Consider the following 20,630-nt stretch of genomic DNA (forward strand, 5'->3'; position numbering starts at 1 on the left):
CGGAGGATCAGAGCACCCGGTCCTTCAGGGCCGGGAACTGCTCCCTCGTCACGGCCACCTTCCCGGGGTCGAACTCCACCGTGAGGACCTCCTCGCCGGCGCCCGCCTCCGCGAGGACCTCGCCCCACGGATCCACCACGATCGAGTGACCGGCCTGCGGAACTCGCGCGTGCGTCCCGGCCGTTCCACAAGCGAGCACGAACGCCTGGTTCTCGACCGCCCGCGCCCGGGCCAGCAGCGTCCAGTGCGCCCGGCGGCGCTCCGGCCAGCCCGCCGGGATCACCAGGGTCTCGGCGCCCGCGTCGACGAGACCGCGGAAGAGTTCGGGGAAGCGGAGGTCGTAGCAGGTGGCGAGGCCGACGGTCGTCTCCGGCAGACGGACCGTCACCAGGTCCTCGCCGCGGCCCATCAGGACGGCCTCGCCCTTGTCGAAGCCGAAGCGGTGGATCTTGCGGTAGGAGGCGGCCTGTTCGCCGGAGGGGGAGAAGAGGAGGGAGGTGTTGTAGAGGGTGCCGTCAGGGGCCCGCTCGGGGATCGAGCCCGCGTGCAGCCACACGCCCGCGTCGCTCGCGGCCTTCGCCATGACCTCGTGGGTCGGCCCGTGCAGCGGCTCGGCCTCGCTCGCGAACTCCTCGAAGGCGAACGCCCCGGTGGTCCACAGTTCCGGCAGCACGACGAGGTCGGCTCCGGCCTGGTCCCGTACCAGTGACGCCACGCGCCGCCGACGCGATTCGACCGATTCGCCCTCATCCACGGCGATCTGGATCAAAGAGGCGCGCACACTACCACCGTCCTGGCATTCGAGCCGTCCCTTACGGGCCTACGATCGTCACACGAAAGCACTGCCGGGGTGCCTCACAGCAGCGTAACTTAGCGTTCCAAGACACCCGCCGACAGCCACCACTCCACTGGCAACGCCGCCATCACCAGCCCGTGCTCCGACCGCCGAGGGGTCCCGTTCCGTGAGTCTGCATCCCACCCTCCAGCCCTACGCCGACGCCTGGACCCACTCCATCGACGCGATATCCGAGCTGGTGACCCCCCTCGTCGAGGGGGAGTGGAATCGCCGTACGCCCTGCCCGGGCTGGTCGGTGCGGGATGTGGTGTCCCATGTCATCGGGCTGGACTGCGAGATGCTGGGCGACCCGCGCCCCATCCACACCCTCCCCCGCGACCTCTTCCACGTCACCAACGACCACCAGCGGTACATGGAGATGCAGGTCGACGTTCGCCGCCACCACACGGCGCCGGAGATGACCTCCGAGCTGGAGTACGTCATCATCCGCCGCAACCGCCAGCTGCGGAACGAGTCCCGCGACCCCGGCACCAAGGTGCGCGGCCCGCTCGGAACCGAACTGACGCTCGCGGACTCCATGCGCCAGCACGCCTTCGACGTCTGGGTGCACGAGCAGGACCTGCGCACCGCCCTCGGCCGGCCCGGCAACCTCGACTCCCCCGGCGCGCACATCGCCCGGGACATCCTCCTCGACGCGCTGCCCGACATAGTGGCCGTCAAGGCCGACGCGCCCCGCAGTTCGGCGATCGTCTTCGACGTGCACGGCCCCGTCGAGTTCCTGCGCACGATAAGGGTCGACATCCAGGGCCGCGGCACGCTGGAGACCGCCCCCGCGCTCGGCCCCGCCGCCACGCTCAGCCTCGACTGGGAGACCTATGTGCGCCTGGCCTGCGGCCGGGTGACCCCGGAGGCGGTGGCGGACCGCGTGAAGGCGGAGGGCGACCCGGAACTGACGTCGGCGATCCTGCGCAACTTCACGGTGACGCGGTAGGAATCGGGTGCGCGTGACCCGCGTGGCTACGCGGGGACGTGCACCGTCTCCACCCGGCTCGCCACCAGCCGCTCCCGCTCCCTGCGCGCCGCCCGCCCGCGCAGCCGCAGGATCTGGCTGACGCCGAGCGCCTGGAGCACGAAGACGGAGGAGAAGGCGACGGTGTAGTCGTCGCCGGTCGCGTCCAGGAGCACACCGACGGCGAACAGGGTGGTCATCGACGCGACGAAGCCGCCCATGTTGGTGATGCCGGAGGCGGTGCCCTGCCGCTCCGGCGGGTTCGCCGGGCGCGCGAAGTCGAAGCCGAGCATCGACGCGGGACCGCAGGAACCGAGCACCACGCACAGCACGATCAGCAGCCACATCGGGGCCCGCTCGCCGGGGTAGGCCAGCGTGGCCGCCCACAGCAGCGCCGTCGCGCCCACGGTGCCGAGCGCCAGCGGCAGCCGTGCGCCGTGGTGCCGGGCGACGACCTGGCCGTAGACCAGGCCGACGACCATGTTGGACAGCACGACGAGAGTGAGCAGTTCGCCCGCCACCGCCCGGGAGAGCCCCTGCGCCTCGACGAGGAAGGGCAGGCCCCACAGCAGCAGGAACACCATCGCCGGGAACTGGGTCGTGAAGTGCACCCACAGCCCGAGGCGGGTGCCGGGTTCCCGCCAGGACGCGGCGATCTGGCGCCGTACGTAGGCCGCTCCCTGGTGCGGGAACGGTTCCGGCTCGTGGCCTTCCGGGTGGTCCTTGAGGAAGAGCAGCAGCAGGACCAGGACGACGACTCCCGCGAGCGAGCTGCCCGCGAACGCGGCCGTCCAGCCGACGCCGTGCAGCAGCCGGGCCAGGACCAGCGTGGAGACCAGGTTGCCCGCCATGCCGGCGAGCCCGGCGAGCTGCGCGACCAGCGGTCCGCGCCGGGCCGGGAACCAGCGGGTGCCGAGCCGCAGCACGCTGATGAAGGTCATCGCGTCGCCGCAGCCGAGCAGGGCGCGCGAGGCGAGGGCGGTGCCGTACGACGGTGAGAACGCGAAGCCGAGCTGCCCCGCCGTGAAGAGCACCACGCCGAGCGTCAGCACCTTCTTGGTGCCGAGCCGGTCGACCAGCAGGCCGACGGGGATCTGCATGCCGGCGTAGACGAGGAGCTGGAGGATCGAGAAGGTCGACAGGGCCGAGGCGTTCACATGGAAGCGGTCGGCCGCGTCGAGGCCGGCGACCCCGAGGGACGTACGGAAGATGACGGCGACGAAGTAGACCGAGACGCCGATGCCCCACACGGCCATCGCACGCCGGCCGCCCGGTGGGTCGCCCGGGAGAGGGGACCTGCTCATCGGACCTCCCCCCGGGCCAGGTGGGAGAACCACTCGACGTGTCCGTGGATCAGGCCCACGACCGCCTCCGCGTCGCCGGAGCGCAGTGCCTGAAGGATCTGCTCGTGCTCGACGAGGGTCTTGGTGATGCGGTCCGGGTGGGCGTGCATCACGGCGACGCCCATCCTGAGCTGACGGTCGCGGAGCTGGTCGTAGAGCCGGCTGAGGATCTCGTTGCCGCCGCTGCGGACGATCTCCGCGTGGAAGCAGCGGTCGGTGACGGCGGCGCCGGCCAGGTCCCCGGCGGCGGCCTGCTCCTTCTGCCGCGCCAGCAGCTCCTCGAGGCGCGCGATGAGCTGCGGGGACGCCGGTACGGCCTTGCGGGCGGCGTGTCCCTCGACGAGCTGCCGGGTCTCGACGACGTCGGCGATCTCCTGGGCGGAGACGGGCAGGACCAGCGCTCCCTTTTTCGGGTAAAGCTTGATCAGCCCCTCGACCTCGAGACGCAGCAGCGCCTCTCGCACGGGCGTACGGGAAACTCCGACGGCCTCACCGAGCTCGCCCTCGGTGAGCAGGGTCCCGCCCTCGTAACGGCGGTCCAGGACGCCCTGCTTGACGTGGGCGTAGACGCGGTCGGCGGCGGGAGGCTGTTTCACGGCCAGGCTCATGCCGACAGCATAGATACAACACGTACGCATGAAGGACCGCCGTCCAGCATGCGGTCCCCTCTGTATCAACGGTGTCACAGAAGCACGACCCGCCTCATCCGGCGCACAACCATTCGTGCTAGATACGTGTCACAGACATGCGGCTCGCATTCTTTTCTCCCATCAACTTGGCCGCATCTCAGGGGCATTCGACGTAATCGGGGTATTTCAGTTGATTACCGCCATCATCGGCACCAAGGGCAGCCGCTTCCGCAAGGCCGCCGCGGTCAGTGTCACCGCAGGCGCCGTGCTCGCGTCCGGAGCCTTCGCCGCGGCACCCGCGCAGGCTGTCACCGCGCCTTCGATCGTGGCCAAGGGCGGCTACGTGATGAACAACGCGAACGGCAAGACGCTGTACACCAAGGCGGCGGACACCAAGCGTTCCACGGGCTCCACCACGAAGATCATGACCGCGAAGGTCGTGCTGGCGCAGTCGAACCTGAACCTGGACAAGAAGGTCACGATCCAGAAGGCGTACAGCGACTACGTCGTCGCCAACAACGCCTCGCAGGCCCACCTCATCGTCGGCGACAAGGTCACCGTCCGTCAGCTGCTGTACGGGCTGATGCTGCCGTCGGGCTGCGACGCCGCGTACGCGCTGGCCGACACGTACGGCACCGGCTCGACGCGGGCCGCGCGCGTGAAGTCCTTCATCAGCAAGATGAACAGGGCCGCCACGTCGCTCGGTCTGACGCACACGCACTTCGACTCGTTCGACGGCATCGGCAACGGCAACAACTACTCGACGCCGCGTGACCTGACGAAGATCGCCAGCAGCGCGATGAAGAGCGCCACGTTCCGCGCGGTCGTGAAGACGAAGAAGTACACGGCGAAGACCATCACCAAGACGGGCTCCACCCGCACGATGGCGGCGTGGACCAACACGAACGGGCTGCTCAGCAGCTACAGCGGCACCATCGGCGTGAAGACCGGCTCCGGCCCCGAGGCCAAGTACTGCCTCGTCTTCGCCGCCACCCGCAACGGCAAGACCGTCATCGGCACGGTCCTCGCCTCCACCTCGATCCCCAACCGCGAGGCGGACGCGAAGAAGCTCATGAACTACGGCTTCTCGACCATCTGACATCGCCTGCCACGAAGGGGCCCGTCGCCTGTGGGCGACGGGCCCCTTCGTCGCGGTGGACGAGGACCGCGGGTCACGCCCAGGTGATGAGTTTCTTCGGCTGTTCCAGGATCGCTGCGACGTCGGCGAGGACCTTGGAGCCCAACTCCCCGTCGATCAGACGGTGGTCGAAGCTGAGGGCCAGGGTGGTGACCTGGCGGGGCTTGACCTTGCCCTTGTGGACCCAGGGCTGGAGCTTGATCGCGCCGACGGCGAGGATCGCGGACTCGCCGGGCGGCAGGATCGGGGTGCCGGTGTCGACGCCGAAGACGCCGACGTTGGTGATGGTCACCGTGCCGCCCTGCATCGCGGCCGGCGAGGTGCGGCCCTCCTTCGCGGTGGCCACCAACTCACCCAGTGCCTCGGCCAGTTGCGGGAGCGTCTTGGCGTCTGCGTCCTTGATGTTCGGGACGATCAGGCCGCGCGGGGTGGCCGCGGCGATGCCCAGGTTGACGTAGTGCTTGAGGACGATCTCCTGGTTGGCCTCGTCCCAGGACGCGTTGACGTCCGGGTTCCGCTTGATCGCCACCAGGAGGGCCTTGGCGATCAGCAGGAGCGGGTTCACGCGCAGGCCCGCGAAGTCCTTGTCGTGCTTGAGCTCCTCGACCAGCTTGAGGGTGCGGGTGACGTCCACCGTCACGAACTCGGTGACGTGCGGGGCGGTGAACGCCGAGCCGACCATCGCCTGGGCGGTGGCCTTGCGGACGCCCTTGACGGGGATACGGGTCTCGCGGGCCGCGTCGTACGAGGCGGCGGGCGCCGCCGGCACCGCCGGGGCCTGCGTGACCGGCACCGGGGCCGGTTCGGCGGGCGTGGGTGCCTGGGTCGGGGTGGCCGCCGCGTGGACGTCCTCGCGGGTGATGATGCCGTCCGGGCCGGACGGGACCACCTGGGTCAGGTCGACGCCCAGGTCCTTGGCCAGCTTGCGGACCGGGGGCTTGGCCAGCGGGCGGGACTGCGCCTCCACCGGGGCCGGCCCATGGCCGTTCAGCTCGCTCGGCACGGCCGGCGCCGCCTGCTGGAGCGGCACCTCGGGGCCCTTGCGAGGGCGCCGCTTGGTGGAGGAGGCGGCCACGCCGTAGCCGACCAGGACCGGCTGGCGGCCCTGCGGCTTCTTCTCGTCAGCGGCGTCGGCCACCGGAGCCTCGGCCTCGGCCACCGGGGCCTGCACGGCCTCGGCAGGAGCCTCAGCCTGCGCCGCCCCGCCGCTCACGTCGATCGCGATGATCGACGTGCCCACGTCCACCGTGGTGCCCTCGGGGAAGTGCAGGTCGCGCACCACCCCGTCGTAGGGGATGGGCAGTTCGACGGCCGCCTTGGCCGTCTCGACCTCGCACACCACCTGCCCGTCGGTGACCGTGTCACCGACCTGGACGTACCACTTGAGGATCTCCGCCTCGGTCAGACCCTCGCCCACGTCGGGCATCTTGAACTCGCGTACGGACGTGTCCGTCATCGTCGTCACGGCCCTCTCCTCAGTACGCCAGAGCGCGGTCGACGGCATCCAGTACCCGGTCCAGACCCGGCAGGTACTCCTCCTCCAGGCGGGCCGGCGGATAGGGGGCGTGGTAGCCGCCCACCCGCAGCACCGGCGCCTCCAGGTGGTAGAAGCACCGCTCGGTGATCCGGGCGGCGATCTCCGCGCCGGAGCCGAAGAACACCGGCGCCTCGTGCACCACGACCAGACGGCGGGTCTTCTCCACGGAGGCCTGGATGGTGTCGAAGTCCAGGGGGGAGACCGAGCGCAGGTCCACCACCTCCAGGTTCTTGCCCTCCTCGGCGGCCGCGTCGGCGACCTCCTGGCACAGCTTGACCATCGGGCCGTAGGCGACCAGGGTCAGGTCGCTGCCCTCACGGACCACCCGCGCCTTGTGCAGCGGGCCGGGGATGGCCTCGGTGTTGACGTCGCCCTTGTCCCAGTAGCGGCGCTTGGGCTCGAAGAAGATCACCGGGTCGTCGCTCTGGATGGCCTGCTGCATCATCCAATAGGCGTCCGACGCGTTCGACGGCGAGACCACCTTCAGCCCCGCCACGTGCGCGAACAGCGCCTCCGGGGACTCCGAGTGGTGCTCGACGGCGCCGATGCCGCCGCCGTAGGGGATGCGCACGACGACCGGCATCTTGACCTTGCCCAGCGAGCGGGCGTGCATCTTGGCCAGCTGGGTGACGATCTGGTCGTAGGCCGGGAACACGAAGCCGTCGAACTGGATCTCCACCACGGGCCGGTAGCCGCGCAGCGCCAGCCCGATCGCGGTGCCCACGATGCCGGACTCCGCGAGCGGGGTGTCGATGACCCGGTCCTCGCCGAAGTCCTTCTGCAGGCCGTCGGTGACGCGGAAGACGCCGCCGAGCTTGCCGACGTCCTCGCCCATCACCAGGACCTTGGGGTCGGCGTCCAGAGCCCGGCGCAGCGACTCGTTGATCGCCTTGGCCAGGGCCATGTTCTTGAACGTCACAGTCTCCGCCGCCATGATCAGGCCCCTTCCCCGTCCGCGAACGACGCCTGGTAGGCGGCGAACGCGGCCCGCTCCTCGTCGACGAGCGCGTGCCCGTCCGCATACGCGTGCTCGAAGAGCGCGAAACGATCCGGGTCCGGCATCGCACGCACCACCTCACGCACTCGCCTGCCCAACGCCTCGGACTCCGCCTCCAGTTCCGCGAAGAATCCCTCGTCCGCGTGGTTTGAGGCCTCCAGGTACCGGCGCAGGCGCAGGATCGGGTCCTTCGCCTCCCACGCCTCGCGCTCCTCGTCGGCCCGGTACTTGCTCGGGTCGTCGGAGGTGGTGTGGGCGCCCATCCGGTACGTGTACGCCTCGACGAGCGTCGGCCCCTCACCCGCGCGGGCCCGCTCCAGCGCCCACTTGGTGACGGCCAGCGAGGCGAGCACGTCGTTGCCGTCGACCCGGACGCCCGGGAAGCCGAAGCCCTGCGCGCGCTGGTAGAGCGGGACGCGGGTCTGCTTCTCGGTCGGCTCGGAGATGGCCCACTGGTTGTTCTGGCAGAAGAACACCACCGGGGCGTTGTAGACCGCGGAGAAGGTGAACGATTCGGCCACGTCGCCCTGGCTGGAGGCGCCGTCGCCGAAGTACGCGATGACCGCGGAGTCGGCGCCGTCCTTGGCGATGCCCATCGCGTAGCCCGTGGCGTGCAGGGTCTGGGAGCCGATGACGATCGTGTAGAGGTGGAAGTTGTTGCTGTTCGGGTCCCAGCCGCCGTTGTTCACCCCGCGGAACATGCCGAGCAGGTTGGTCGGATCGACCCCGCGGCACCAGGCCACGCCGTGCTCGCGGTAGGTGGGGAAGACGTAGTCGTCGTCGCGCAGCGCCCGTCCCGAACCGATCTGGGCGGCCTCCTGGCCGAGCAGCGAGGCCCACAGGCCCAGTTCGCCCTGGCGCTGGAGGGAGGTGGCCTCGGCGTCGAAACGACGGGTGAGCACCATGTCGCGGTACAGGCCGCGGAGCTCTTCGGGGGTGATGTCGGCGACGTACTTGTCGTACTCCGCGTTCTTGACGCGCTTGCCCTCGGGCGTCAGCAGCTGAACCAGTTCGGGCTTGGTGCTCGGGGACTTCCTCGTCCCGGCGCTGCGTCGCGGCTTGCGCGCGGCAGTGCTCTCCACGGTCACGTGTGCTCCTCCGTCGGTCCGGCCCCCGGGGTTGCCGGGTGTACCAGTGCGGCTCACCTGTTGCCGACACCCGTGCACGGGGTGGGTGCCACTCGGCCGGAACAGGCGTGACAGGTGCCCCGGCGAGCGCCCTGCAAGAATCACGTTACCCAGTGCTCCACATTTCTGTGAAACCCCCTTTGACCTGGGATTTTGCTTGGATTTCCAAGTAAATCGAAAAAGGCCCGAAGGGATGCTGGTCACAGCCTTGCAGGAGGCCGGAGCAACGGCACGTTATCCCGTCTACCCAGGTCACCGGAAGAGTTTTCGTGTCCGACTTGCCGAGGGCGCGAAGAATGAAAAGTCAGGGCATTCCGCTTCGGCGCGACACTTCGAGGACGTCCCCATGACCGAAGGAGACCGAGCGCGACTTACTGTGGCGGTCTGTGACGTCCTGTGACAACGCCCAGCTCACGGCCCTGCCCGGTGCCCTAGCATCTGGCGCGTGCCGCGCTCTCCCGTACCACCCCTGATGCCTCACGCGCCCCCGCTGGGCGCCCTCCTCCGCCAGTACGCCGCCGGAACCGCCCTCGCCTGCGATCCGGTCGACCAAGGCCTCCTCAACCGCGGCTACCGGCTCCGTACGACCCGCGGCCGCTACTTCCTCAAGCACCACTTCGACCCCGAGACGGCCGCCCCCGAGTCCATCGCCCGCCAGCACCGCGCGACCCAGCGCCTGGCCGCCCTCGGCGTCCCGGTCGCCCCGCCCCTCCCCGTCCACGACGGCCGCACGGTCGCGGTCGTCGGCGGCCACGCCTACGCCCTGCACCCCTGGATCGAGGGCCGCCACCGCCACGGCGCCCAGCTCACCGCCGAACAGTGCGGACGCCTCGGGGCCCTGCTGGGAGTGGTCCACGCGAGCCTGGAGCGGGTGATGCCGGTAGAGGGGGGCGAACGGGCGGAGAAGGGTGCGCCGACAGCCGGGGGCGCGCGCACCGGGGGATGCGCCGAGAAGCCGGACGCCGCTCATCGACCGCCCGACCGGGACACCGGGGCCGCGCCCCCTGACGCGAGCCCCGTCGACGCCGGTGCCGACCCCGCCGCCACCTTCGCCCTCATCGACGACCTCCTCGCGCGCGTACGCCGGCACCGGCCCGCCGACTCCTTCGACGAGCTGGCCCGGCACCGGCTCCTGGAGCGGCGCGCGCTGCTCGAACAGCACAGGGGACGGCGGCCTCCGCACGGCGGGCCGGTGGGCTGGGTGCACGGGGACTTCCACCCCTTCAACCTGCTCTACAAGGGCGACGCTCCCGCCGCGATCGTCGACTGGGACCGGCTCGGCGTGAAGCCCCGCGCCGAGGAGGCCGTACGCGCCGCCGCGATCTTCTTCGTACGGCCCGCGGGGACGCTCGACCTGCCGAAGGTGCGGGCGTACGCGCGCGCGTACCGGCGTACGGCGGGCGCCGCGCCCTCGGAGCTCGCGGCGGCCGTGCACCGGGTGTGGTGGGAGCGCCTCAACGACTTCTGGATGCTGCGCTGGCACTACGAGCGCGGCGACACCCGCGCGGACCCGCAGTTCCCGGCGGCCTCGGCGCTGGTGGTGTGGTGGACGCGGGAGTACGACGCGGTGTGCGACGCGTTCGTGGACTGACGTCCCGGAGGTGCTGCGACGAGCACGCGCGCGTGAGGTCGGTTCCGGGCTCACGCGCGCGAGGACTCAGGAGTCGCCGCCCCCGCCGCCGTCGGTGACGCCGCCGACGACTCCGTCGCCGGTCGGCTCCGCCGTGTTCGTGGGCTGTGCCGTGTCCGTGGGCTCCGCCGAGTCCGTCGGTTCCGTCGCCGTCTCGGACGGCTGCGTCGCCGAGGGCGAAGGCGTGTAGGAGGGCGTGTACGACGGCGTGTAGGACGGCGTGTAGCCGGAGCCGCCCGAGCTGCCGCTGTCGTCCGTGGACGTGTCGGTCTCCTGGCTCGTCGCCTCGTCGCTCGGCGTCTCGCTGGGCGACGGGTCGTCGGTGGTCTGCGAGGTGGTCGGCGACACGGAGGTGCCGGTGCCGCCACCGTCTCCGCCACCGCCCCCGCCGTTGAGCGCCAGGGCGACGCCCGCCGCGACGGCGATCACCGCGAGAACGGCGAGGATCCACAGCTTGCCGCGGCCGCTGCCGCGGTTGCCGTGCCCCTCGAAGCCGCCGTCGTCCCCGCCGCCGTAGCCGCCCGGCAGGATCGGCTGGGGGATCTGGGTGGTGCCGGAGGCGGCACCGGGGTGCGGAAGCACACTGGTGCTCGCGAAGCCCGCGACCGGCGCTCCGCGGCCGTCGTGCGCCGTCACCGGGCCGGTGTTCCAGGTGCCGGTGTGGCCGCCCTGGTCGTACAGCATCTGCAGGCCGTACTGGACGAGCCCGCGCATCTCCTCGGCGGTCTGGAAACGGTCGTCCGGTTCCTTGGCGAGCGAGCGCATGACCAGGCCGTCGAGCTCCGGCGGGACGGAGTCGGAGACCTGCGACGGGGGCGTCGGGATGTCCTGGACGTGCTGGTAGACCACCGACAGCGGGGTCTCGCCGGTGAACGGGGGCCGCAGCGCGAGGAGTTCGTAGAGGAGACAGCCCGTCGCGTACAGGTCGGAGCGGTGGTCGACCGCCTTGCCGAGAGCCTGCTCCGGGGAGAGGTACTGCGGGGTGCCCATGACCATGCCGGTCTGGGTCATCGTCGTGGACGCGCCGTGCAGGGCGCGGGCGATGCCGAAGTCCATGACCTTGACCGCGCCGTTGTGCGTGATGATCACGTTGGCGGGCTTGATGTCACGGTGCACGATGCCGTGCTGGTGCGAGTAGGCGAGCGCCTCCAGGACACCGGAGACGATGATCAGGGCCTGCTCGGGCCCGGGCGCCTCGGCGTTGAGCAGCAGGTCGCGGATCGTCCGCCCCTCGACGATCTCCATGACGATGTACGGCACCGACTGGCCGCCCACGAAGTCTTCGCCGGAGTCGTACACGGCGACGATCGCATGGTGGTTGAGGCCCGCCACGGACTGGGCCTCGCGCGTGAAGCGGGCCTTGGAGGTCGGGTCCTCGGCGAGGTCGGCCCGGAGCAGCTTGACCGCCACGGTGCGGCCGAGCCGTACGTCCTCGGCCGCGAACACCTCGGCCATACCGCCCCGGCCGAGTCTGCGGGTCAGCCGGTACCGGCCGTCCCCCACCAGTCCGCCGTTACCCCACAGCTCCGGCGCATCTGACATTCCGCCGCCAGTCGCCTCGGGGTCGGACGGGCCCTGAGCGCGCTGCTGCTGTGCCATCGGTCCTCGCCGTCGTTTCTGCCCGCGGTGCGCGCGGTGTTGTTACGGTCTCCGTCGGCCACGCTACAGCCTTCGCGCAAGCCGCCGGTCCGGGATGAGCCCGGGGACCGGCCCGAGACGGACCGGCCATCAAACCTGTACTACGTCTCGGCGTGCAAATTCTGTGTACCGGCCGTAGGGCAGCTGTAACGCCTGCGCCACCTTTCTTTCGCGTACGGTCACGGAACGGGCACCTCGCCGACGCGTCGCCTCCGCGGGAGCGGGCGGGCCGTCGCGGCACCCCGTGGCCAAGGTCACGTCGGCCGATCCGCAGGTCACCGACCCGGACCCAGGCCCGCGAGGCAAGAGAACCCGAACGAGCGCTTCCGGGCGGGGACGTGAAAGGGCCCGGCAGCGTCGGCTGTCGGGCCCTTCTGCGTCGGGGAGTTACAGGTACGGTCCGCCCGAGCGGCCGCCCGCGCGCGGGTCGATGCCGTCCTCACCGCCGCCTACGCCCGGCGGGAGGGCGCGGCGCATCTGTTCCAGCTGGGCCCGCGCGGCCATCTGCTGGGCGAACAGGGTGGTCTGGATCCCGTGGAACAGGCCCTCGAGCCAGCCCACCAACTGGGCCTGCGCGATACGCAGTTCCGCGTCGCTCGGGGTCGACTCCTCGTTGAAGGGCAGGGAGAGCCGCTCCAGCTCCTCCACGAGCTCGGGGGCGAGTCCGTCCTCCAGCTCCTTCACCGAGCTGTGGTGGATCTCCTTGAGCCGGGCCCGGCTGGCCTCGTCGAGGGGAGCCGCGCGCACCTCTTCGAGCAGCTGCTTGATCATGCTGCCGATCCGCATGACCTTCGCGGGCTGCTCGACCATCTCCGTGACCGGGACCTCGCGGGACTCGTCGTCACCCCCGCCGCCCAGTGCCATCCCGTCCTGGCCCACGACCAGGATCTGGGGACTTTCCGGCGAACCTTCGTTCCTCGGCATCTCCATGCCGCCATTCTCTCGCACCCGTACACCTCCTCAGTGGGGTGCCCCCGCTATGCGCTGATCCACCGCCCCGGAAGCAGTTCGCCCCCATGGCGTCACCCGGAATGCCGGTGTCCTACCTGAATGCCAGTCTTGTCCCGTGACTCCTTGGCTGCGCGCGACGGTACTGGCGATCGTGGTGGGCGCGAGCGCGACCACCGTGCCGCCCGTCGTACGCCACCAGGGGCACCAGGGGCCGCATCAGGGGTACGTCACCGAGCAGGCGTACGCCTCCGTCCGGCCCCACACCGACGCCGACGTACGGTCGGACCCGACACCGGTGCACACGGCCGCGATCGCTTCCGGCTCCGGCTTGCGGCCGGCTGCCCGGGCGCCGGGTGCGGCGGAGCGGCTGTCCGCCCCAGGGGTGCCGCCGATCATGCGGACCGACGCATCGAGCGGACCGTCACCGGGGCCGGCTCACCGGCCGTCGCACGGGGCGGGGCGGCCGTACGGCCCGGGGGTGCCGCCGATCATGCGGGCCGTCTCGTGGAGCGGACCGTCACCGGGGCCGGCTCACCGGCCGCCGCACGGGGCGGGGCGGCCGTCCGCCCCGGGGGTGCCGCCGGGTACACGGGCCGACTCGTCGAGCGGACTGGCAGCGGGGCCCGGCCACCGGCTCCTGCGCGGGGTGGAGCCGCCGCACTCCCCGGGGACCCCGACGACCGTGCGGGCCGTCTCTTGGAACGGGCCGTCGACCAGGTCGACTCCCCGGCCGCCGCACGGGACGAAACCGCCGTACGCCCCAGGAACCCCGCCGAACACGCAGGCCGGCCCGCGGAGCGCGTCGGCGCCGGTGCCGGACCGGGGGCGGGCCGGCACCGCGGTGCCCTCGCCGAACGCGTCGGCCTCGGCCTCAGGTCGCCCGGCGAGTCCCGTGCCGGCTCATGGGCCGCGCCGGGCCACGACCGACCCGGCGCCTTCGTCACCGGGCTCCCCGGCCGCCCATGGGCCGCACCGCGCCTCCCCCTCGGCCTCCCTCGCCCCCTCTCCTTCCGCCGCAACCCCCTCGCGGGCCGGGAGCAGAGCCGGTGAGGGGCGGGAGCGGCCCGGGCGGCGGGAGGAACCGGTACCGGAGGACGCGGACGTCGCCGACACCGGCAGCGGTGACGGCGACCTCACCGCCGTGTCCGAGCCGCCCCACGAGACCGCCGCCGCTCCGCCGCGGTCCGCGCAGCGGGCGCCGGCCCGGGCCAAGGTGTTCATCCTGCCGCTCGGCACCGGGCTGGTGCTGGTGGGGCTGGGGCTCGGGCTCGGCCTGTTCGCGCTGCGGGTGCGGCGCGGGTAGGGCCGGGGCGGAACGCCTACCGCGTGACCAGCAGGACCTTGCCGATGTGGCCGCTCTCCTCGACGACCCGGTGCGCGGCGGCCGCGTCGCTCATCGGCAGCTCGCGGTCGACGACGGGACGGATGTGCCCGGCGTCCAGCAGCGGCCACACATGCTCGCGCACGGCCGCCACGATCGCCGTCTTCTCGGCCGCTGGCCGTGCCCGCAGCGAGGTCGCGCTGATCGCGGCCCGCTTGCCCAGCAGCGTGCCGATGTTCAGCTCGCCCTTGACGCCGCCCTGCATGCCGATGATCGCGAGCCGTCCGTTGACGGCGAGGGCGTTGACGTTGCGGTCGAGGTACTTCGCGCCCATGTTGTCGAGGATGACATCGGCGCCCGCTCCGTCGGTGGCCTTCCTGACCTCCTCGACGAAGTCCTGTTCCCGGTAGTTGATCAGGATGTCCGCGCCGAGCTCGGCACAGCGTTCCAGCTTCTCGGGCGTGCCCGCGGTCACCGCGACCTTGGCGCCGACGGCCTTGGCGAGCTGGATCGCCATCGTGCCGATGCCGCTGGAACCGCCGTGCACGAGCAGGGTCTCGCCGGGGCGCAGGTGGGCGACCATGAAGACGTTCGACCAGACCGTGCAGACCACCTCGGGCAGCGCGGCCGCCCGCTTCACGTCGAGGCCCTTGGGCACGGGCAACAGCTGTCCGGCCGGTACGGCGACCTTCTCGGCGTATCCGCCGCCCGCGAGCAGCGCGCAGACCTCGTCGCCGACGGCCCAGCCGGAGACGCGGGGGCCGATCGCGGCGATCCGTCCGGAGCACTCCAGGCCGGGGTAGGGGGAGGCGCCGGGCGGGGGGTTGTAGAAGCCCTGCCGTTGCAGGATGTCGGCGCGGTTGACGGCTCCGGCCACCACCTCGACCAGCACCTCGCCCTCGCCGGCCTCGGCATCCGGGACCTCGCTCCAGACCAGCGCCTCGGGTCCACCGGGTTCGGGAATCGTGATCGCATACATGGGCCCGACGCTACTCCCAGCCGACGGTGACCCCCGCGACCCGGCCGTCCCCGAAATTCCCTGTGCGCGACCGATGAGTTCGCGCGACGGTAAAGGTCTCCCCATGCGTAGCCCAAGCACGCGGAAGGAACCCCGCCCATGAGCCAGCACACGTCATCCCTGGCGATCGAGACCGCGGGCCTCGTGAAGACGTTCGGCGAGACCAGGGCCGTCGACGGAGTGGACCTCGCGGTGCCGGCCGGCACGGTCTACGGCGTCCTCGGCCCGAACGGCGCCGGCAAGACCACCACCGTGAAGATGCTCGCCACCCTCCTGCGGCCCGACGGCGGCGAGGCCCACGTCTTCGGCCACGACGTCGTCCGCGAGGCCGACGAGGTCCGCGGCCGGGTCAGCCTCACCGGTCAGTACGCCTCCGTCGACGAGGACCTCACCGGCACCGAGAACCTGGTCCTGCTGGGCCGTCTCCTCGGCCACCACAAGAAGGCCGCACGCGTGCGTGCCGGGCAGTTGCTGGAGGCCTTCGGTCTCTCGGAGGCGGCCGGAAAGCAGGTCAAGCACTACTCGGGCGGCATGCGGCGCCGTATCGACATCGCCGCGTCCATTCTCAACACCCCCGAGCTGCTCTTCCTCGACGAGCCCACCACGGGTCTCGACCCGCGCAGCCGCAACCAGGTCTGGGACATCGTGCGCGCGGTCGTCGCCCAGGGCACCACGGTGCTGCTGACCACGCAGTATCTGGACGAGGCCGACCAGCTGGCCTCCCGGATCGCCGTCATCGACCACGGCCGGGTGATCGCCGAGGGCACCAAGGGCGAGCTGAAGGCGTCCGTGGGCGCCGGGACCGTACATCTGCGCCTGCGGGACGGCGGGCGGCGGCCGGAGGCGGCGGAGATCCTGCGGCGGGCCCTGGACGCCCAGGTGGAGCTGGAACCGGACTCGGTCGCGCTCACCGCCCGGCTCGGTTCCGCGGCCGGTGACACGGCCGCCGAACAGGCCTCCCGCGCGCTCGCCGAACTGGCCCGCACCGGCATCACCGTCGACAACTTCTCGCTGGGCCAGCCCAGCCTGGACGAGGTGTTCCTCGCCCTCACCGGACACCCCACCGACGGCACCGACGGCACCGACGACACCGACGCCGAGGAGATGGCGGCATGAGCACCGCGACACAGTCCCAGACCGGCGCAGCCCAGGACCTCGCCCCCGTCAGCACCGAGTCGCTGGCCGCGCTGCTCGTCGCCGGGGAGCGGCCGCCGCGGCCGAGCGCGCTGTCGGCCTCGCTGACCTTCGGCTGGCGGGCGATCCTCAAGATCAAGCACGTGCCGGAGCAGCTCTTCGACGTCACCGCGTTCCCGATCATGATGGTGCTGATGTACACGTACCTGTTCGGGGGCGCCCTGGCCGGGTCCCCGGAGGAGTACATCCAGTTCCTGCTGCCGGGCATCCTGGTGATGTCGGTCGTGATGATCACGATGTACACCGGCGTCTCGGTCAACACCGACATCGAGAAGGGCGTCTTCGACCGCTTCCGCTCGCTGCCCATCTGGCGGCCGGCGGTGATGGTCGGCTATCTGCTCGGCGACGCCCTGCGCTACACGATCGCGTCCGTGGTGATGCTCACCGTCGGCGTGATCCTCGGCTACCGCCCGGACGGCGGGGTCGGCGGTGTGGCCGCCGGGATCGCGCTGCTGGTCGTCTTCTCGTTCGCGTTCTCGTGGATCTGGACGATGTTCGGGCTGCTGCTGCGGACCGAGAAGTCGGTGATGGGCGTCAGCATGATGGTGATCTTCCCGCTGACCTTCCTCTCCAACGTCTTCGTCGATCCGAGGACCATGCCGGGCTGGCTCCAGGCCTTCGTCAACAACAGCCCGATCACCCATCTGTCCTCGGCCGTGCGCGAGCTGATGGCGGGCGACTGGCCCGCCGACGAGATCGCCTGGTCGCTGGGGTGGGCGGGGCTGTTGGTCGCGGTCTTCGGCCCGGTCACCATGCGGCTGTACAACCGCAAGTGATCAACTCGACGGCATCGGGGGCAGCGGGCGGGCGTCGGGTGCCACCTGGGTGCCCGGCGACGCCCGCACGATCGTGATGAGACGGTCCGTCAGCTCCAGCGTCCCGACGGCCGGATCGTCGTAGCCGAGCACCCGGTGCCCGCGCACGACGCTGACCACCAGGTCGTCCGTCTCCCGTGGTTTCCGGCCCACCTCGGCCTTTATGACGGGCCGTTCGACGATGTCGAGCCCGCTGCCCTGCTGGATGAGGTCCTCCATCACCATGCCGGCCGCGGGGCTCAGCACCGACAGTCCGAGCAGCCGGCCGGCCGCGCTGGCGCTGGTGATGACCGCGTCCGCGCCGGACTGCTTGAGCAGCGGCGCGTTCTCCTCCTCGCGCACGGCGGCCACGATCTTCGCGCCCTTGTTGAGCTGGCGGGCCGTCAGCGTCACCAGGACCGCGGTGTCGTCGCGCTGGGTGGCGATGATGATCTTCCGGGCCCGGTGGACCTCGGCCCGCTTCAGCACCTCGCTGCGGGTGGCGTCCCCGATGACCCCCGCGTAGCCCTCGGCCGTCGCGGCGTCGATCACCTTGCTGCTGGGGTCGACCACGACGACCTGTTCCTTCTTCAGACCCGTCGCGCACACGGTCTGGATCGCCGACCGGCCCTTGGTTCCGAAGCCGACGACGACGGTGTGGTCGCGCAAGGTGGACCTCCAGCGGTTGAGTCGCCACTCCTCGCGGGTGCGCTCGGTGAGGACTTCGAGCGTGGTGCCGACCAGGATGATCAGAAACAGCACGCGCAGGGGCGTGATGACGAAGATGTTGGTGAGCCGGGCAGCGTCGCTGACCGGGGTGATGTCGCCGTATCCGGTGGTGGAGAGGGTCACGGTCGCGTAGTACCAGGCGTCCAGGAAGTCGACGGACTGGTCGGAGTTGTCGTTGTAGCCGTCGTGGTCGGCGTAGACGATCAGCGCGGTCGCCGTGAGGACCAGCAGAGCCATCAGCACCCGCTTGGCGACCTGGCGGAACGGGTGCTCCACGATCTTGCGCGGGAGCTTCACCTTGTGGGTCACGAGATGCTCGTCCGCCTGGCGGGCGATCGCGTCATGGCCCGGAAGTTTCACGTGAAACACACCCCGATCCCGGCGGACGCCCAGGGCAGATCGAGCAGTTCGGCCTCCTGACCCGGCCGGGAGCCCCCGGGCGGTACGACGGCGAGTGCGTCGGCGGCCGCGATGCCCCGCAGCATGGCCGGGCCGTTGTAGTGCAGCGGGACCGCGCTGTCACCGCGCAGGACGACCGGGACGAGCCGGGTGTCGTACGGGTGACCGTGGGCCTCGTCCCTCAGAGGCAGGGTGTACGGCTCCGGGGCCGGGCGGGCGGCCAGGGTGCGCAGCAGCGGTTCGGCGAGCGTGAGCAGGCCGGAGACGGCGGCCAGGGGGTTGCCCGGCAGCCCGACGAGGTGCTGGTTCTCCTTGGTGCGGGCCAGCAGCATGGGGTGGCCGGGGCGCACCTTGACGCCGTCGACCAGGAGCTCGGCGCCGATACGGGCGAGCACGGGGTGGACGTGGTCGACGGGTCCGGCCGCGGTGCCGCCGGTCGTGACGATCACGTCGGCGCCGGAGCCGGTGACCGCTTTGTGCAGGGCGTCGGCGGAGTCACCGAGCCGTCGTACGCCGATGACCTCGGCGCCGAGTGCGCGCAGCCAGGGCGGGAGCATCGGCCCGAGCGCGTCCCGGATGAGACCGTCGCGGGGAGCCCCCTCCGTGAGCAACTCGTCCCCGAGGACGAGGACTTCGACGCGGGGGCGGGGAACGGCGGTGAGGGTGTCGTACCCGGCGGCCGCGGCGAGGCCGAGGACGGCCGGGGTGACCAGGGTGCCGGGCGGCAGGAGCTGGTCGCCGCTGCGGCACTCCTGGCCGCGCGGGCGGATGTCCTGGCCGGGCACGACGGCCCGGGTGGCGTGCAGCCGGCCCTTCTCGTCCAGGCGCCCGTGCTCGCTGCGCAGGACGGCGGTGGTGTCCGGGGGGATGCGGGCGCCGGTGGCGATCCGGAACGCCTCGCCGTCGGTGAGGGGCGCCGGCTCGGCGTGCCCGGCCAGCACGCCCTCGTCCCGTACGGCCCAGGGGCCGGGGCCGGCGACCGCCCAGCCGTCCATGGCCGAGGTGTCGAAGGAGGGCAGGTCGGTGAGGGCGTCGAGAGGGGCGGCCAGGGTGAGGCCCAGGGCGTCGTCGAGCCGTACGGAGACGGGGGCGCGGCGGGCGCCTCGGGTGACCGCGCGGGCGGCCCGGGCGGCGGTGGCGCGGGCCTCGGGCCAGGGGGTCGCCTTGTGGTGGGCGTCCGACCGGGATGCCGGGGCGGGGCCCTGGGGTGGGGGCGCGGGAGGGCGATGACCGCCGGGGTGCGCGGGGCCGTTGTCTTCTCTCACCAGGGCCAGGGCCTCCTCGACGTCGAGATCGTCGGCGTCTTCGGTGTGCCCGGTGGGGTCGCCGGTGCGCACGGACCGGGCCGTCATCCGGCGTCCGGGCGGGTGCCGGAGTCCCCGTCGGGCGCGGCTCCGGTCTTCTCGTCGGCCTCGTCGGCCTCGTCCGCCCAGCGCAGGGCCAGGGCCGCGGCCTTGCGGGAGGCCTCGGCGACCGCCTCGGGGCCGCCGCCCGCCTGTGCGGCGGCATAGCCGACCAGGAAGGTGGTCAGCGGTGCCGCGGGCCTCGCCACGCCGTGCGCGGCGTCACGGGCCAGGTCGAGCAGCACGCCGGTGTCGACGTCGATGTCGATGCCCAGCTCGTCCTTGACTGCGGAAATCCATTCATCCAACACGTGCCCATGCTCCCTGATGCGTGCCCTGGCGGTGGCGATGTCGTCCCAGGTGTCGCAGTCGAAGGACGCGACGGGGTCGGGGACGCGGGTGAGGTCGAGCGCGGCGGTCAGCCGGCGCAGCGGAAGGCCGGTGAGGGCGCCGTGCTCCTTCGTGAGTGCGGCGAGTTCGTTGCGCAGCGAGGGTGTGCGGTACGCGGCCACCAGCGGCTGGTCGCGGCCGTCGGCGTCGGTGAGCAGCACGCCGTCGGCGCCGCCCGTGCGCAGGACGGTCAGCAGCAGCCGCGCGGTGGCCTCCTGGAGGAAGGGCAGGTCGGCGGAGAGCACCAGGACATACCGCGCCGTGGTGTGCCCGAGTCCCGCGTCCAGGGCGGCCAGCGGGCCGCCGCCGGGCGGGTCCTCGCGGGCCCAGGTCACCGGCCGGGCGGTGGGGCGGGGATCGGCGACGACGACGGTGGTGGCCGCGTCCGGGCAGGCGGCCAGGACGCGGTCGAGCAGGGCGCGTCCGCCCACCCGCACTCCGGGCTTGTCGGCGCCGCCGAGCCGCCGGGCAGCGCCTCCGGCGAGCACGACCACGTCGTACACGGTGCCGGCGCCTGCGGCGGGCGGGGGCTCGTACGAGGTCACCCCCTGAGTATGCGTGCCGTCGCGATCACAGGGAACGTGCGGCGGGGCCGCGATCACGGGGTGCGGGTGTTCTGTCCCCGGCCCAGCTCGCGGTCCCTCCCG

The 20,630-nt window shown here is 71.8% G+C and carries 20 protein-coding genes; 6 read left to right on the top strand and 14 right to left on the bottom strand.

Going from position 1 to position 20,630, the window contains the following annotated elements:
• Positions 1-7: 7 nt before the first annotated feature.
• Positions 8-781, bottom strand: a complete 774-nt coding sequence (locus tag ACFYZ8_RS32575) for a carbon-nitrogen family hydrolase (RefSeq protein WP_388538912.1) — start codon at positions 779-781, stop codon at positions 8-10.
• A 181-nt stretch (positions 782-962) separates the two neighbouring features.
• Between ACFYZ8_RS32575 and ACFYZ8_RS32580 the strand changes: the two genes are divergently transcribed.
• Positions 963-1,787, top strand: a complete 825-nt coding sequence (locus ACFYZ8_RS32580; protein ID WP_388538915.1) for a maleylpyruvate isomerase family mycothiol-dependent enzyme — start codon at positions 963-965, stop codon at positions 1,785-1,787.
• Between the two features lie 26 nt (positions 1,788-1,813).
• Here ACFYZ8_RS32580 and ACFYZ8_RS32585 read toward each other — a convergent pair whose 3' ends face one another.
• Together ACFYZ8_RS32585 and ACFYZ8_RS32590 are read right to left on the bottom strand one after the other, a co-directional pair.
• Positions 1,814-3,109: a nitrate/nitrite transporter gene (locus ACFYZ8_RS32585; protein WP_388538918.1), complete on the bottom strand. Its 1,296-nt coding sequence runs from the start codon at positions 3,107-3,109 to the stop codon at positions 1,814-1,816.
• Positions 3,106-3,756 (bottom strand): GntR family transcriptional regulator, encoded by a 651-nt coding sequence (locus tag ACFYZ8_RS32590; RefSeq protein ID WP_359033198.1) that lies wholly within the window; start codon positions 3,754-3,756, stop codon positions 3,106-3,108. The genes ACFYZ8_RS32585 and ACFYZ8_RS32590 overlap by 4 nt, the downstream gene beginning before the upstream one ends.
• A gap of 211 nt (positions 3,757-3,967) precedes the next feature.
• Between ACFYZ8_RS32590 and ACFYZ8_RS32595 the strand changes: the two genes are divergently transcribed.
• Positions 3,968-4,876, top strand: coding sequence for a D-alanyl-D-alanine carboxypeptidase family protein (locus tag ACFYZ8_RS32595; RefSeq protein ID WP_388538921.1), 909 nt, complete (start codon positions 3,968-3,970; stop codon positions 4,874-4,876).
• Between the two features lie 73 nt (positions 4,877-4,949).
• On the opposite strand, the gene ACFYZ8_RS32600 is transcribed toward ACFYZ8_RS32595, so the two are convergent.
• From ACFYZ8_RS32600 to pdhA, 3 genes are read right to left on the bottom strand one after another with little or no spacing between them, the layout of a single operon-like run.
• Positions 4,950-6,380, bottom strand: a complete 1,431-nt coding sequence (locus tag ACFYZ8_RS32600; RefSeq protein WP_388538924.1) for a dihydrolipoamide acetyltransferase family protein — start codon at positions 6,378-6,380, stop codon at positions 4,950-4,952.
• A gap of 10 nt (positions 6,381-6,390) precedes the next feature.
• Complete coding sequence (locus tag ACFYZ8_RS32605) at positions 6,391-7,386, bottom strand: alpha-ketoacid dehydrogenase subunit beta (RefSeq protein WP_388538926.1); 996 nt, start codon at positions 7,384-7,386, stop codon at positions 6,391-6,393.
• Positions 7,387-7,388: 2 nt separating this feature from the next.
• Positions 7,389-8,537, bottom strand: a complete 1,149-nt coding sequence (gene pdhA, locus ACFYZ8_RS32610; protein WP_359033188.1) for a pyruvate dehydrogenase (acetyl-transferring) E1 component subunit alpha — start codon at positions 8,535-8,537, stop codon at positions 7,389-7,391.
• A gap of 511 nt (positions 8,538-9,048) precedes the next feature.
• Here pdhA and ACFYZ8_RS32615 point away from each other — a divergent pair.
• Positions 9,049-10,167 carry a phosphotransferase gene (locus tag ACFYZ8_RS32615; RefSeq protein ID WP_388539101.1) on the top strand — a complete coding sequence of 373 codons (1,119 nt, stop codon included), beginning with the start codon at positions 9,049-9,051 and terminating at the stop codon, positions 10,165-10,167.
• Between the two features lie 66 nt (positions 10,168-10,233).
• Here the strand turns inward: ACFYZ8_RS32615 and ACFYZ8_RS32620 are convergent, their stop codons facing one another.
• From ACFYZ8_RS32620 to ACFYZ8_RS32635, 4 genes are all read right to left on the bottom strand, one after another.
• Entirely contained in the window at positions 10,234-11,805 is a 1,572-nt protein-coding gene (locus ACFYZ8_RS32620; protein ID WP_388538929.1) for a protein kinase, read from the bottom strand.
• A 426-nt stretch (positions 11,806-12,231) separates the two neighbouring features.
• Positions 12,232-12,774 (bottom strand): bacterial proteasome activator family protein, encoded by a 543-nt coding sequence (locus tag ACFYZ8_RS32625; protein WP_359033182.1) that lies wholly within the window; start codon positions 12,772-12,774, stop codon positions 12,232-12,234.
• A 237-nt stretch (positions 12,775-13,011) separates the two neighbouring features.
• The gene (locus ACFYZ8_RS32630; protein WP_388538932.1) at positions 13,012-13,191 is read right to left on the bottom strand and encodes a hypothetical protein; all 180 of its coding nucleotides are present in this window, start codon (positions 13,189-13,191) and stop codon (positions 13,012-13,014) included.
• Between the two features lie 135 nt (positions 13,192-13,326).
• Positions 13,327-13,632, bottom strand: a complete 306-nt coding sequence (locus tag ACFYZ8_RS32635) for a hypothetical protein (protein WP_388538935.1) — start codon at positions 13,630-13,632, stop codon at positions 13,327-13,329.
• 55 nt (positions 13,633-13,687) lie between these two features.
• On the opposite strand from ACFYZ8_RS32635, the gene ACFYZ8_RS32640 reads away from it, so the two are divergent.
• A complete protein-coding gene (locus ACFYZ8_RS32640) occupies positions 13,688-14,098 on the top strand; it encodes a hypothetical protein (RefSeq protein ID WP_388538936.1) in 411 nt (136 codons plus the stop codon).
• A gap of 16 nt (positions 14,099-14,114) precedes the next feature.
• Here the strand turns inward: ACFYZ8_RS32640 and ACFYZ8_RS32645 are convergent, their stop codons facing one another.
• Entirely contained in the window at positions 14,115-15,095 is a 981-nt protein-coding gene (locus tag ACFYZ8_RS32645; RefSeq protein ID WP_388538939.1) for an NAD(P)H-quinone oxidoreductase, read from the bottom strand.
• A 138-nt stretch (positions 15,096-15,233) separates the two neighbouring features.
• Between ACFYZ8_RS32645 and ACFYZ8_RS32650 the strand changes: the two genes are divergently transcribed.
• Both ACFYZ8_RS32650 and ACFYZ8_RS32655 read left to right on the top strand, forming a co-directional pair.
• A complete protein-coding gene (locus ACFYZ8_RS32650; protein ID WP_388538941.1) occupies positions 15,234-16,250 on the top strand; it encodes an ATP-binding cassette domain-containing protein in 1,017 nt (338 codons plus the stop codon).
• Entirely contained in the window at positions 16,247-17,104 is an 858-nt protein-coding gene (locus ACFYZ8_RS32655) for an ABC transporter permease (protein WP_388538944.1), read from the top strand. The genes ACFYZ8_RS32650 and ACFYZ8_RS32655 overlap by 4 nt, the downstream gene beginning before the upstream one ends.
• On the opposite strand, the gene ACFYZ8_RS32660 is transcribed toward ACFYZ8_RS32655, so the two are convergent.
• From ACFYZ8_RS32660 to ACFYZ8_RS32670, 3 genes are read right to left on the bottom strand one after another with little or no spacing between them, the layout of a single operon-like run.
• On the bottom strand, positions 17,105-18,220 hold the full coding sequence (locus tag ACFYZ8_RS32660) for a potassium channel family protein (RefSeq protein ID WP_388538947.1): 1,116 nt from the start codon (positions 18,218-18,220) through the stop codon (positions 17,105-17,107).
• A complete protein-coding gene (locus tag ACFYZ8_RS32665; protein ID WP_388538949.1) occupies positions 18,208-19,602 on the bottom strand; it encodes a molybdopterin molybdotransferase MoeA in 1,395 nt (464 codons plus the stop codon). The genes ACFYZ8_RS32660 and ACFYZ8_RS32665 overlap by 13 nt, the downstream gene beginning before the upstream one ends.
• Positions 19,599-20,528, bottom strand: coding sequence for an NTP transferase domain-containing protein (locus tag ACFYZ8_RS32670; protein ID WP_388538952.1), 930 nt, complete (start codon positions 20,526-20,528; stop codon positions 19,599-19,601). The genes ACFYZ8_RS32665 and ACFYZ8_RS32670 overlap by 4 nt, the downstream gene beginning before the upstream one ends.
• Positions 20,529-20,630: the final 102 nt, after the last annotated feature.

Source organism: Streptomyces sp. NPDC001668, from assembly GCF_042893155.1.
Taxonomy (GTDB): Bacteria; Actinomycetota; Actinomycetes; order Streptomycetales; family Streptomycetaceae; genus Streptomyces.

Coding starts and splice junctions, on each gene's coding strand:
- ACFYZ8_RS32585 (WP_388538918.1), bottom strand. CDS start 3,109: ATGAGCAGGTCCCCTCTCCCGGGCGACCCACCGGGCGGCCGGCGTGCG.
- ACFYZ8_RS32590 (WP_359033198.1), bottom strand. CDS start 3,756: ATGAGCCTGGCCGTGAAACAGCCTCCCGCCGCCGACCGCGTCTACGCC.
- ACFYZ8_RS32605 (WP_388538926.1), bottom strand. CDS start 7,386: ATGGCGGCGGAGACTGTGACGTTCAAGAACATGGCCCTGGCCAAGGCG.
- ACFYZ8_RS32615 (WP_388539101.1), top strand. CDS start 9,049: ATGCCTCACGCGCCCCCGCTGGGCGCCCTCCTCCGCCAGTACGCCGCC.
- ACFYZ8_RS32620 (WP_388538929.1), bottom strand. CDS start 11,805: ATGGCACAGCAGCAGCGCGCTCAGGGCCCGTCCGACCCCGAGGCGACT.
- ACFYZ8_RS32625 (WP_359033182.1), bottom strand. CDS start 12,774: ATGGAGATGCCGAGGAACGAAGGTTCGCCGGAAAGTCCCCAGATCCTG.
- ACFYZ8_RS32630 (WP_388538932.1), bottom strand. CDS start 13,191: ATGATCGGCGGCACCCCTGGGGCGGACAGCCGCTCCGCCGCACCCGGC.
- ACFYZ8_RS32645 (WP_388538939.1), bottom strand. CDS start 15,095: ATGTATGCGATCACGATTCCCGAACCCGGTGGACCCGAGGCGCTGGTC.
- ACFYZ8_RS32650 (WP_388538941.1), top strand. CDS start 15,234: ATGAGCCAGCACACGTCATCCCTGGCGATCGAGACCGCGGGCCTCGTG.
- ACFYZ8_RS32655 (WP_388538944.1), top strand. CDS start 16,247: ATGAGCACCGCGACACAGTCCCAGACCGGCGCAGCCCAGGACCTCGCC.
- ACFYZ8_RS32665 (WP_388538949.1), bottom strand. CDS start 19,602: ATGACGGCCCGGTCCGTGCGCACCGGCGACCCCACCGGGCACACCGAA.